Origin of the sequence: Streptosporangium carneum (assembly GCF_027922005.1) — a bacterium.
Classification (GTDB): domain Bacteria; phylum Actinomycetota; class Actinomycetes; order Streptosporangiales; family Streptosporangiaceae; genus Streptosporangium; species Streptosporangium carneum.
On the sequence record NZ_BSEV01000002.1, the window covers coordinates 760,329 to 771,868 of the forward strand.

At 68.8% G+C, this 11,540-nt stretch carries 12 protein-coding genes; 1 reads left to right on the forward strand and 11 read right to left on the reverse strand.

Annotated features, from left to right (window positions below):
* Positions 1 to 86 precede the first annotated feature (86 nt).
* Positions 87 to 1,244 (reverse strand): 5-(carboxyamino)imidazole ribonucleotide synthase, encoded by a 1,158-nt coding sequence (locus PKF00_RS09240; protein ID WP_271216960.1) that lies wholly within the window; start codon positions 1,242 to 1,244, stop codon positions 87 to 89.
* 314 nt (positions 1,245 to 1,558) lie between these two features.
* On the opposite strand from PKF00_RS09240, the gene PKF00_RS09245 reads away from it, so the two are divergent.
* Complete coding sequence (locus PKF00_RS09245) at positions 1,559 to 2,050, forward strand: GtrA family protein (RefSeq protein WP_271216961.1); 492 nt, start codon at positions 1,559 to 1,561, stop codon at positions 2,048 to 2,050.
* Positions 2,051 to 2,209: 159 nt separating this feature from the next.
* On the opposite strand, the gene PKF00_RS09250 is transcribed toward PKF00_RS09245, so the two are convergent.
* The 10 genes from PKF00_RS09250 to ngcE all read right to left on the reverse strand — a co-directional run bounded on the left by PKF00_RS09250 (position 2,210) and on the right by ngcE (position 11,479).
* Positions 2,210 to 3,487: an ATP-binding protein gene (locus PKF00_RS09250; RefSeq protein WP_271216962.1), complete on the reverse strand. Its 1,278-nt coding sequence runs from the start codon at positions 3,485 to 3,487 to the stop codon at positions 2,210 to 2,212.
* A 3-nt stretch (positions 3,488 to 3,490) separates the two neighbouring features.
* Positions 3,491 to 4,159 (reverse strand): response regulator transcription factor, encoded by a 669-nt coding sequence (locus PKF00_RS09255; protein ID WP_012888073.1) that lies wholly within the window; start codon positions 4,157 to 4,159, stop codon positions 3,491 to 3,493.
* 261 nt (positions 4,160 to 4,420) lie between these two features.
* Positions 4,421 to 4,903 (reverse strand): bacterioferritin, encoded by a 483-nt coding sequence (gene bfr, locus PKF00_RS09260; RefSeq protein ID WP_271216963.1) that lies wholly within the window; start codon positions 4,901 to 4,903, stop codon positions 4,421 to 4,423.
* Between the two features lie 15 nt (positions 4,904 to 4,918).
* A complete protein-coding gene (locus PKF00_RS09265; RefSeq protein ID WP_309298381.1) occupies positions 4,919 to 5,152 on the reverse strand; it encodes a (2Fe-2S)-binding protein in 234 nt (77 codons plus the stop codon).
* Positions 5,153 to 5,270: 118 nt separating this feature from the next.
* Positions 5,271 to 5,888 (reverse strand): MBL fold metallo-hydrolase, encoded by a 618-nt coding sequence (locus tag PKF00_RS09270; protein WP_271216964.1) that lies wholly within the window; start codon positions 5,886 to 5,888, stop codon positions 5,271 to 5,273.
* The gene (locus tag PKF00_RS09275) at positions 5,885 to 6,970 is read right to left on the reverse strand and encodes an S-(hydroxymethyl)mycothiol dehydrogenase (protein ID WP_271216965.1); all 1,086 of its coding nucleotides are present in this window, start codon (positions 6,968 to 6,970) and stop codon (positions 5,885 to 5,887) included. The genes PKF00_RS09270 and PKF00_RS09275 overlap by 4 nt, the downstream gene beginning before the upstream one ends.
* Positions 6,971 to 7,143: 173 nt before the next feature.
* On the reverse strand, positions 7,144 to 8,121 hold the full coding sequence (locus PKF00_RS09280) for an adenylate/guanylate cyclase domain-containing protein (protein ID WP_271216966.1): 978 nt from the start codon (positions 8,119 to 8,121) through the stop codon (positions 7,144 to 7,146).
* A 139-nt stretch (positions 8,122 to 8,260) separates the two neighbouring features.
* Positions 8,261 to 9,166: a carbohydrate ABC transporter permease gene (locus PKF00_RS09285; protein WP_271216967.1), complete on the reverse strand. Its 906-nt coding sequence runs from the start codon at positions 9,164 to 9,166 to the stop codon at positions 8,261 to 8,263.
* Positions 9,166 to 10,077 carry a carbohydrate ABC transporter permease gene (locus PKF00_RS09290; RefSeq protein ID WP_271216968.1) on the reverse strand — a complete coding sequence of 304 codons (912 nt, stop codon included), beginning with the start codon at positions 10,075 to 10,077 and terminating at the stop codon, positions 9,166 to 9,168. Before PKF00_RS09290 ends, PKF00_RS09285 begins: the two co-directional genes overlap by 1 nt.
* 10 nt (positions 10,078 to 10,087) lie before the next feature.
* Positions 10,088 to 11,479 (reverse strand): N-acetylglucosamine/diacetylchitobiose ABC transporter substrate-binding protein, encoded by a 1,392-nt coding sequence (gene ngcE / locus PKF00_RS09295; RefSeq protein WP_271216969.1) that lies wholly within the window; start codon positions 11,477 to 11,479, stop codon positions 10,088 to 10,090.
* Positions 11,480 to 11,540: the final 61 nt, after the last annotated feature.

Sequence of the window (11,540 nt, forward strand, 5' to 3'; positions counted from 1 at the left end):
TCGCGGCCGCAGGGACCGCGTTCGCAGTGATGCCGGTGATGCCGGTGACGACGTGGTGGGTGGTGACTGGGGGGCGGTGGCCCCGCTCACGTGTAGACGCCCTCGGAGAGGTAGACGGCGGCGTGCCGGGCGCGGGCCCTGACCTCGTCGAGGTCGTCGCCGAAGGCCGTGACGTGGCCGATCTTGCGGCCTGGCCGTACTTCCTTGCCGTAGAAGTGAACCTTGATCCCCGGGTCGTGGGCCATCACGTGCTCGTAACGGGAGAAGAGGTCGGGGTCGTCGCCGCCGAGGAGGTTGGCCATCACCACGACGGGGGCCGACATCGAGGGCGATCCGAGCGGAAGGTCCAGCACGGCCCGCAGGTGCTGCTCGAACTGGGAGGTGCGGGCCCCGTCGATGGTCCAGTGACCGCTGTTGTGCGGGCGCATCGCCAGCTCGTTCACCACGAGCCCCGAGGCGGTGGCGAACATCTCCACGGCCAGCAGCCCGGTCACGCCCAGCTCGTGGGCGATCCGCAGGGCGATCCGCTGCGCCTGCGCGGCCTCCTCCGCGTCGAGGCCAGGGGCGGGGGCGAGCACCTCGACGCAGATCCCGTCACGCTGGACGGTCTCGACGACCGGGTAGCTGACGCCCTGTCCGTGCGGCGACCTGGCGACCAGGACGGCCAGCTCGCGCTCGAACGGCACGAACGCCTCGGCCATCAGCGGCACCCCGGTGGCCAGCACCTCGGCCGCCTCCTGCGCCGACCGGCAGACCCAGACGCCGCGCCCGTCGTAGCCGCCGCGCACGGCCTTGAGCACCACGGGCCAGCCGTTCTCGCCCGCGAACTCCTCGACGTCGGCGACCGTGGCGATCCGCCGCCACGGCGGGCACGGGGCCCCGATCGCGGTCAGCCGCTCGCGCATCACGGCCTTGTCCTGGGCGTGCACGAGCGCGTCGGCCCCGGGGTGCACGGCGAAGCCGTCCCCGGCCAGCGCGCGGATGTGCTCGGTGGGCACGTGCTCGTGGTCGAAGGTGATCGCGTCACAGCCCTTGGCGAAGTCGCGCAGGGTCGCGAGGTCGCGGTAGTCGCCCAGGCGCACGTCGGCGATCACCCTGGCCGCGCTCTCGTCCGGAGAGTTGGCCAGGACCCGCAGCTCCACGCCGAGGGCGATGGCCGCCTGCTGGGTCATCCTGGCCAGCTGGCCTGCTCCGATGACGCCGACGACGGGACCGATGGGACCTGCCAAGGAAGAGCTGCTCACGACGGTCGAGTTTACCGGCCCGCCGTACGGGAACGGGCGGGGGCCGGACCCACGCCGCAGGCCGCGTCGCGAGGGACGGAGGAGGGGGATCTCCTGCGGGGCTCGCGTGATTCGATGGACTTAAGAGCCTTAGATTCCTAGATTTATCTCTTGTTATCCGATATTTCTAGAAAGCTCACTAACTGACTGCTGTGCACAACATCTGGTCAACCCGCATACGGAACGGGCGGGCACACCGGTAGCCTGGCAGAACAACCTCCGAGGTCCCCCCGACGGCGGCCCTCAGCCAACCCGGAAAGGACCGTGCGGGAGACGTGAAGTTTCTGCGGCGTGCCTACGAACGGCTCACCGAGCTGATCCACGAGCTGGCGAAGTTCGGGACCGTCGGAGCGATCGCCTTCGTCGTCGACACCGGCGGCCTCAACCTGCTCGTCTACGGCCTGCACTGGGGAACCCTGGCTTCCAAGGTCGTCGCCACGACTGTGGCGGCCACCCTCGCCTATCTCGGCAACCGCTTCTGGACCTTCAGGCACCGGGAGCAGAGCGGCCTCACCAGGGAGTACTTCCTTTTCTTCCTGCTCAACGCCTTCGGGCTGCTGATCGGTCTGCTCTGCCTCGGTTTCACGCAGTCCATCCTGAAGCTGACCGACCCGCTGAGCACGAACATCGCCAACCTGTTCGGCATCGGCCTGGGCACGCTCTTCCGCTTCTGGTCCTACAAGAAGTGGGTCTTCCTGGCCGCCACGGAGATCACCGAAGAGGTGCCGAAGGAGCTCCCCAACGAGAGCACCCGGACCCCCCACTAGCCCTGCTCATTTGCGACGCCTGGCGGCATCGCGGGGCTTGGGCGCTTCCGAGTCGGCGTCTTCCCTCGTCACTCCGTCGCTGCGCTCCTCAGTCCAGACACCGACGCGCCCAAGCCGAAACCCACTCCCCGCCGGCGGAGACAAGCCGGTTCCACCGGGTCACGCGGGTCCGCTGACCACCCTGTTCCTGGTGGTGTCGTCGACCTGCCGCAGGAAGAGCGCGAACGCCGCGGGGCGGGGCCGGACGAGCTCCAGGCGTCCGCCGTCGGAGGCGGCCAGCGCGCGCGCCACGGTCAGCCCAAGACCGGTGCCGCCCGCCCCGCTGACGTTCCGCTCGAAGATCCTCCCCGCCAGCTCGTCGGAGACGCCCTGGCCCTCGTCCATGACCTCGATCACGATGGACCTGTCCTTGTCGCTGGTGGTCACCGTCGTGGTGCCGCCGCCGTGCTCCAGCGAGTTCTCCAGCAGGGTCGAGACCACCTGGCTGATGCCGCCAGCGGTGCCGAGCGCGTGGAGGCCACGCATGCCGGACAGTTTCAGCTTCCGCCCCACCCTGCGGAAGGCCGGACCCCACTCGATGAACTGCTGGTCCAGGATGTCGTCGAGCGCGACCGCGTCGGCCTGGGCCTGCCGCTGCCGCCTGGCCGCCGCCAGCAGCTCGTCGATCACGGCGGTGAGACGCTCCGCCTGCACGATGGCGGCCTCGCCCTCCTCCTTGACGATCCCGGGCTCGTGCGCGGCCGCCACGATCTCCTCCAGCCGCATGGTCAGGCCCGTGAGCGGGGTGCGGAGCTGGTGCGAGGCGTCGGTCGCGAACTCCCGCTCCCTGGCCAGCAGGTCGGAGATGCGGGTCGCGCTGCGGTCCAGCACCTCGGCCACCCGGTCGAGCTCCTGGATGCCGTAGCGGTGCTTGCTCGGCCTGGCGTCGCCCGAACCGAGCCGCTCAGCGATCATCGCCAGGTCGCTGAGCGGGAGGGTGAGGCGGCGTGACTGGACGATGGCGAGCCCGACCGCGACCGCGAGCGCCGCGACCGCGAGCGCCAGGATGAGCAGGAGCCACGCCCTGACCTCCCGCTCCACCTGCGTCTTGTCCCGGCTGACCGCGACGTACACGCCGTTCTCCGACTGGGCGTCCTGGGTCATCTTTCGACTGTCAGGAGGCTCGGTCCCCACCATCGTCACCTGGGGAGGAGTGCCCTTCGCATAGATTTGGACGTATCGATCGGGATATTTGCGCTTTAGCTGCTCCGGATCGACGGGCTGGTCCTGGATCCGGGCATATTCCACCTCCCCCAGCAGGCTTTTGGCCTGGGAGGACAGCTCCTGAGTCGCCTCTTCCTCAATCAGCCGGTTGACCGCGACCCCCAGGGGGATGCCCAGCAGGAGCACCCCGATGACGGCGACGAGCAAGGTCGACGAGAGCAGGCGGCGGCGCATTCCCTACTCGCGTTCGAAGCGGAAGCCAACCCCTCGCACGGTCGTGATGTATCGCGGCTTGGCGGCGTCGTCCCCCAGTTTGCGCCGCAGCCACGAGATGTGCATGTCCAGGGTCTTGGTCGAACCCCACCAGTTGGTGTCCCACACCTCGCGCATGATCTGCTCGCGGGTGACCACCTTCCCCGCGTCACGGACCAGAACCCGGAGCAGGTCGAACTCCTTGGTCGTCAGGTGCAGCTCCTTGTCGCCCATCCACGCGCGACGGGAGTCGGCGTCGATGCGCACGCCCTGCACCACGGGTGTCTCCGAGGTGCCGCGTCGCAACAGCGCGCGGACGCGGGCCAGGAGCTCGGCGAGCCTGAACGGCTTGGTGACGTAGTCGTCCGCCCCGGCGTCGAGGCCGACGACGGTGTCGACCTCGTCGACGCGGGCGGTGAGGATGAGCACGGGTGTGCCGTGCCCTTCTGCGCGTATGCGCCTTGCAACCTCCAGGCCGTCCATCTCTGGCAGGCCCAGGTCAAGAACAATCAAGTCGATGCCACCCGACAGAGCCCGCTCCAGGGCCTGCGGGCCGTCGGGGCTCACCTCGACTTGATAGCCCTCGCGGCGCAGCGCACGCGCCAGCGGCTCGGAGATCGAGGTATCGTCCTCGGCGAGAAGTACACAGGTCATGTTGCGATCGTAGGACCTTAAGGGATCGTTTCCCGGGTACAGCGCGCGGTTTGACTCGTCATTGACCTATCCATTGACCTGGGCAAACACTGATAAATCCCGGATAGTCGTCCCGCAACGGCCAGGGTGTGCGCGGTAGCGCTCCCGCCTCGGAAGTCCATGGAAACGACAGGCTCACCAAAGCCCGCTATCCCTGTTCATGACAAAACAGAACACGCCCGGCCGTAAGGGGCACGACGGGCGTGTTCGGACCAATCAGGCTCAGGAAGCCGACGGCGGCTCGGCGTAGCGAGCCAGGTAGAGCTGCTCGCCAAGGCTGCCGATGAGCCCCAGCTCGGTCTCGAGATAGTCGATGTGGCGCTCCTCGTCCTCCAGGATCTCCTCGAAGAGGCGGGCGGAGGTGGCGTCGCCCTTCTCGCGCATCAGGATGATCGCGGGCTTGAGGCGGGCGACGACCGACAACTCGATGTCCAGGTCGGCGCGGAGCTGCTCCTCGACGGTCTGGCCGATGTGCAGCGTGCCCAGCCTCTGGTAGTTGGGCAGGCCTTCGAGAAAGAGGATCCGGTCAGTCAGCTTCTCCGCGTGGCGCATCTCGTCGATGGACTCTTCGCGGGTGTACTTCGCAAGTCTGGTGTATCCCCAGTTCTCCTGCATCTTCGCGTGCAGGAAGTACTGGTTGATCGCGGTCAGCTCCGCCGTGAGCTGTTCGTTCAGCAATTCGATGATCTTTTTGTCGCCCTGCATGGCGGGCTCCTCGTGCTATGCGGTCGGCATCAAATCTTCAGACCGTTTCAGGATCGCACAGATCTTCCGCACGCAAGATGCACAGTCGCCTCCCGCGCCGGTCGCGTCGCGGACCTGGCGCGCGCTCCTCGCCCCTGCCGTGATGCAGTCGTGCACCTCATTCTCGGTGACGGCGCGGCAGACACAGACATACATGGCGGGGAGAAACCTCTCTCGACGAATCACGATCAGGTAAGGCACACCTAACATAACTCATTCGGTAAGGCTTTCCTATGTGACGTAAGCCACAAAGGAATTTCTCCCCCGCCGTCGTCCCGGGCCTGTCTCCTCTCCCGTCACTTCCGTCACTTCCGTTGAAGAAGCGCGCTCAGTGTCCTCTGTCCAGCCATTCCTGAAGATGCGGGGCCTCGGCGCCGATCGTGGTCGAGTCGCCGTGCCCGGTGTGCACGACCGTCTTCTCCGGCAGGGGCAGCAACCGCGTCCTGATCGACTCGATGATCGTCTCGAACGAGGAGAAGGACCTGCCCGTCGCCCCGGGACCGCCGTTGAACAGCGTGTCGCCGCTGAAGACGGCGCCGAGCTCGGGCGCGTGCAGGCAGACCGCGCCCGGCGCGTGGCCGGGCGTGTGCAGCACGGTCAGCTCGACCCCGCCCGCGGAGACCACCTCTCCGTCGCGCAACGGGGTGTACGGCAGGTCGGGGTAGACCGTCTCCCACAGGACCTGGTCGGCGGGGTGGAGCAGGATCGGCGCGCCGACCAGCGCGGCGAGGTCGGCCGCCGCGTCGATGTGGTCGTTGTGCGCGTGGGTGCAGACGATCGCCCTGACCTCACGGTCGCCGACCCGCTCGGCGATGGCGTTCGCGTCGTGCGCCGCGTCGACGACGACGACCTCCCTGCCCGAGCCGACCAGCCAGACGTTGTTGTCGACCTCCCACGTCCCGCCGTCCAGCGAGAACGTCCCCGAGGTGACGACCCTGTCGATCACAGGACCACCACCGAGCGCAGCACCTCGCCGCGGTGCATCTTGGCGAAGGCCTCCTCGACGTCGCCGAGCCCGATGGTCTCGGAGACGAAGCCGTCCAGGTTCAGCCGCCCCTGACGGTAGAGGTCGATGAGCATGGGGAAGTCGCGGCTGGGCAGGCAGTCGCCGTACCAGGAGGACTTCAGCGCCCCGCCGCGGCCGAAGACGTCCAGCAGCGGCAGCTCGATCGTCATCTCCGGCGTGGGCACGCCGACCAGGACCACGGTCCCGGCCAGGTCGCGGGCGTAGAAGGCCTGCCGGTAGGTCTCGGGGCGGCCGACGGCCTCGATGACCACGTCCGCGCCGTCGCCGCCGGTGAGCTCCCTGATCGCCTCGACCGGGTCGACCTGGCTGGAGTTGACCGTGTGGGTGGCGCCGAACTCCTTGGCCCAGGCGAGCTTGCGGTCGTCGATGTCGACCGCGATGACCTTCGTCGCGCCCGCGAGCCAGGCGCCGTGGACGGCGGCGCCGCCGACGCCGCCGCAGCCGATGACGGCCACGCTGTCGCCCCTGGTCACGCCGCCGGTGTTGACGGCCGCGCCGATGCCCGCCATCACGCCGCAGCCGAGCAGGCCCGCGGCCGTCGGCGGGGCCTCGGGGTCGACCTTGGTGCACTGCCCGGCCGCGACCAGGGTCTTCTCGATGAAGGCGCCGATGCCCAGGGCGGGGCTGAGCGGCGTGCCGTCCTCCAGCGTCATCCTCTGGGTCGCGTTGTGGGTGTTGAAGCAGTACCACGGGCGGCCCCTGCGGCAGGCGCGGCACTGCCCGCAGACCGCCCGCCAGTTCAGGATCACGTAGTCGCCGGGGGCGACCTCGGTGACGCCCTCGCCGACGGCCTCGACCACCCCGGCGGCCTCGTGGCCGAGCAGGAACGGGAACTCGTCGTTGATCCCGCCCTCGCGGTAGTGCAGGTCGGTGTGGCAGACACCGCAGGCCTGGACGTTCACCACCGCCTCACCGGGACCGGGGTCCGGCACGTGGACCGTCTCCAGGGAGACGGCTTCGCCCTTGCCTCGCGCGACCACGCCTTGCACGGTGTACGGCATATCCAGCACCTCGTCTTCGAGTCGTTACCGGTTGGACGGCATTTTTCCCTGACGTCCCCCACATCAATGCTTATCAGGCCCGGGCTCCGCCCATCAGGGCTTATCAGGCCCAGGCTCCGCTCACCAGGCCCACGCCGACCGTCAGGCCTCTGACCGCCAGGCCCGCGCGGCTGTCAGGCCCGGCGCAGCACGTACGGCTGGACCATGCCGAGCCCGCGCGCCGGACGGCGGCGCATGCGGTGGACCATGACCCCGGGAGCCCCGGCGACCGCCTCGGCCAGCTCGCCGTCGGCGATGATCGTGCCGGGGCGGGCGATGGCCGTCAGCCGGGCGGCCAGGTTGACGGTGGTCCCGAAGACGTCGCCCATCATCGGCACGACGGGGCCGTGGGCGAGCCCGACGCGCACCTCGGGGCCGTACGCGCGGATCGCGTCGACGAGACCGAGCGCGATGCTCGCGGCCGTGCGCGGATCCGCGGCGGTGAACAGCACCTCGTCCCCGAGCGTCTTGACCAGCCGTCCGCCGTGCGCGGCGATCACGTCGGAGGCCCGCGACTCGAACCCCTCGACCAGTTCGGCCAGGCCGTGCTCGTCCAGCTCGCGGGAGAGCTGGGTGAAGGAGACCAGATCGGCGAAGCCGACCGCGAGGGTCAGCCGGTTCGACACGATCTCCTCGGTGAGGTCGGTCGTGGCGAGCAGGCGGGTCCCCGCGGCGGCGAGCTGGGCCCGCCAGACGTGGACCAGCACCTGCTCGAAGTCCGGCAGCAGCCTGCGGGAGGCCTCCAGGACCGCGGCGAGGTCGGCGTCCGTCGGCTGCCGCTCCCGGTCGAGCACGGCGCCGATCATGATCTCGGCCTGCCACTGCGCCAGCCTGGCGGTCGTCTGGCCGATCGCCCTGGTCATCCTGATGACCGCCCGCTCGTCCAGCGGCCCGTCCTCCAGCATCGCCTTGACCCGCCTGAGCGCGGCCACGTCGGCGTCGGTGAAGGCCACGGCGTCGTCGGCCAGCGTGGCGAAGCCGAGCGCCCGCCAGATCCGCTCGGTGAGCTCCTGCGGCACCTCGGCGAGCTCGGCCACCTCGATCCGGGTGTAGCGGGGCGAGGTGCCGACGAAAAGGTGTTCGATCTGCTCGGCCGTCGGACGTCTCGCCACGTTCTTCTCCGCCGTCCCCTCCGTCGTTGTCCGGCTCCCGCCAGGAGGTTACGCCACTGCCCGCCTCCCGGCGTCCCACTCGCCGCGGAGGATCCCGGGGACGACGGGCATTCCGGCGAAAAGCCGCGTCGGCGAGCCCTTACTTGAGCGCACCGGCCGTCATCCCCGCCTGGATCCGGCCCTGGAGGAGGGCGTAGACCACCAGGATCGGCACCATGGCGATCGTGAGGCCCGCGAAGAGACCCGACCGGTCGCCGGCGTAGCCCTGTTCGACCGCGAGGTTGGCCAGTCCCTGCGACAGGACGAACTTGCTGTCGTCGCTGACGAGGACGAGCGGGATCAGGTACTGGTTCCACTGGCCGATGAAGTTGAAGATCCCGACGCTGATGAGCCCCGGCCTGGCCATCGGCAGCATGATCTTGAAGAAGATCGCGACCTCGCCGCAGCCGTCGAGCGTGGCGGCTTCGGCGATCTCTCCGGGCAGCGTCCGGAAGAACGCCACCAGGAAGAACATCGAGAACGGCAGCGAGTAGGCGGTGTACACCAGGACGAGACCGGGCAGCGAGTTGCCGAGCCCCAGGTTCTGGACCACGAAGAACAGCGGGACGAGCGCCATGAAGACGGGGAAGGTCATCCCGGCGACGAAGAAGTAGTAGAGCGCTCCCTTCAGGCGGAAGTCGAAGCGGGCGAACACGTAGGCGGCCATGGCCGACAGCAGAAGTGTCAGCGCGACGCCGCCGCCCACCACGAGGACGGTGTTGCCGAAGTACGTCCCGATCGACGCGGCGTCCCAGGCCCGGGCGAAGTTCTCCCATCGCAGAGCCTTCGGCAGCGACCACGGGTCGGCGACGATCTCGGGATCGGACTTGAAAGAGCTGATGACGGCCCACAGCAGCGGCACGGTCGACACGACGGCCCACAGGACCAGGAACGCCTGTGCGACGACGATCGTCGGGCCGGAGGATCCGGCCCGCGCCGAACGCGACCTCCGCGGACCGACGGCGGCCGCCTGCGGGCTCACCCGGTCGTGCGTGGCGGTGGTCATCAGAACTCGATCCTTTCTTTACGGGTCGCGCGAAGCGTGAACGCGGACAGGGCGAGGGTGACGACGAAGAGCACGACGCCCATCGCCGAGGCGTAGCCGAACCGGCCGTAGGAGAACGCGTTCTGGTAGAGGTAGAACGAGCCGACCTGGGTCGAGTCGTTCGGCCCGCCGCCGGTCATGATCTGGACGACGGCGAACGCGTCCAGTGCGGCGATTCCCAGATAGACGGTCGCCGTCCGGATGTTCTCCCAGATCAGCGGGATCGTGATGCGGAAGAAGATCTGGCTCCTGGACGCGCCGTCGAGCACCGCCGCCTCGAGCATCGAGGCGGGGATCGCCTTGATGCCCGCGGTGAAGAGCACGACGTAGAAGCCGACGCCGTTCCAGACCAGCACGGCGAGCACGGCCCAGAAGGCCAGCTTCTCGTCGCCGAGCCACGACGGCTGGATCCCGCCGAGGCCGACGGCGCGCAGCGCGCCGTTGAGCAGGCCGTTGATGGGGTTGTAGATGTTCGTCCACAGCACGCCGATGATCGCGATCGACAGGATGTACGGGAAGAAGTACACGACCCGGTAGAACCCGGCGCCCCGCACCCCCCGGATCTCCCCACTCCGGGGTCCTCCTGCGGCGTTGAGCATGAAGGCGAGGAACAGCGCCACCCCGATGGTGACCACGGGCAGGGTCACCAGCAGGACCAGATTGTTGAGCAGGGCCTTCCAGAACACCGGGTCGCCGGACAGTTCGGCGAAGTTGGCCAAGCCGATGACCTCGACCTCGGCGGACAGGCCTCGCCAGTCGGTGAGGGCGATGTAGAACGCCTGCACGTAGGGCGAGGCCACGAACACCGTGTACAGGATGACGGGCGCGGCGAGGAAGCCGACGATGACGCGGCCCTGTTGCCGGTTGCGCATGGGGCTCGCCTTATCCGCGGGCCGCGTCGGTGAGGCGCTGAGCCTCCGTGGCGAGCTGGTCCGCCTTCACGTCGCCGTTCATGAAGCGGCCCATCACCTTGGCGATGTCGCCCCACAGCTTGCTGTCGCGGGTGTCGACCGTGACCCCGAAGACGTTGTCGCCGGCCTCCGCCAGTGCGGCGTTGATCGACACGAGACCGTGCTTGGCGTCCGCGGGCAGCTTCGCGTTGCGGTTGGAGGACAGCGTGCCCGCCTGGGCGATGAAGTTCGCGGCGCCCTCGTCGGAGAGCATCGCGCGCAGGAACTCCAGGCCGCCCGCGGTGTTGGCCGCCTTGCTCGGGACGATGTACGGCTCGCCCGCCTTGGCGCACAGGGCTCCGAACGGCCGGTCGTCGGCGGCGGTGATCGACGGGACGCGGCAGATCGACATGTCGAAGCCCGCCGGGACGCTGTCCCCCATCTCCTTCTCCAGCCAGGAACCGCCCGGAACGAAACCGGCCTTGCCCGTCAGGAACTGCATCTGCGCGTCGGTGTGGTTCAGCCCGGAGCTCCCCTTGAGCACCCAGCCGTTGGCGGGGATCGCCTCGAACGCCCGCAGGGCGGTGACGGCCCGCTCGTCGGTCCAGGCGTTCTTGTCGAGGTTGTTGATCTTGTCGACGACCTCCTTGCCGGCCACCTTGTAGATCATCGAGGTCAGCCACCAGAACATGTAGTACGGGAACTGGCCGGGGTAGGTCCAGGGAGCGATGCCCGCGGTGGCCATCTTTTCGCACAGCTCGAGGTAGGCGTCCCACGTCTGGGGATAGGTCCACCCCTTCTCCTTGAACAGCGAGGAGCTGTACCACGCGCCGTAGGCGCCGTAGGAGTAGTTCAGGACCGTGAACTGACCCTCGCGCGTGCCCACCTCGACCACGCCGGGTCGCAGGGTCTCGCGCACGGTGGCCGCCGGGTCGCTCCACGAGGGGGCGTCCAGCAGCGGCAGGAGCGGCAGCAGCGCCCCGTCCTTGACGAGCGCGCCGTAGTCGATGGCGTTGGAGCCGGAGTTGTTCACCACGTCCGGCGGGTTTCCGGCGACGAAGCGAGGCTGGAGGGTCTGCTGGATCTTCTGGGTCGCCGACTGGGTGACCCGGGCCTTGGGGTGCTTGCCCTGGTACAGCTCGATGGGCAGCTTGATGTAGGCCTGGCCGTAGCCGCCGTCGAAGACGACGACCTCGACGGGCGCGTCCGCGGCCACTCCGAACGGGTTGCCTGCGGCGGCGGGCCCCGTCGGGGTCTTGACGGGGGCGGGAGACTGCCGGGCGCCGGTGGCGCAGCCGGCCAGCGCGCCCGCGACGGGCGACAGGGCGAGAAGCGCCAGGACCGAGCGGCGGGTCGGCTGGGGCGAAGACTGACGGTCGTTCATCGAAATACCTCCACAGGATCCGTGAGCTTTGACGATCCTGAGTAAGGGAAGCTACCTTACT

Bases quoted from the DNA above. Each gene is read 5' to 3' on its own strand.
- PKF00_RS09250 (WP_271216962.1), bottom strand. From the start codon at position 3,487: ATGCGCCGCCGCCTGCTCTCGTCGACCTTGCTCGTCGCCGTCATCGGG.
- PKF00_RS09255 (WP_012888073.1), bottom strand. From the start codon at position 4,159: ATGACCTGTGTACTTCTCGCCGAGGACGATACCTCGATCTCCGAGCCG.
- bfr (WP_271216963.1), bottom strand. From the start codon at position 4,903: ATGCAGGGCGACAAAAAGATCATCGAATTGCTGAACGAACAGCTCACG.
- PKF00_RS09265 (WP_309298381.1), bottom strand. From the start codon at position 5,152: ATGTTAGGTGTGCCTTACCTGATCGTGATTCGTCGAGAGAGGTTTCTC.
- PKF00_RS09275 (WP_271216965.1), bottom strand. From the start codon at position 6,970: ATGCCGTACACCGTGCAAGGCGTGGTCGCGCGAGGCAAGGGCGAAGCC.
- PKF00_RS09285 (WP_271216967.1), bottom strand. From the start codon at position 9,166: ATGACCACCGCCACGCACGACCGGGTGAGCCCGCAGGCGGCCGCCGTC.
- PKF00_RS09290 (WP_271216968.1), bottom strand. From the start codon at position 10,077: ATGCGCAACCGGCAACAGGGCCGCGTCATCGTCGGCTTCCTCGCCGCG.
- ngcE (WP_271216969.1), bottom strand. From the start codon at position 11,479: ATGAACGACCGTCAGTCTTCGCCCCAGCCGACCCGCCGCTCGGTCCTG.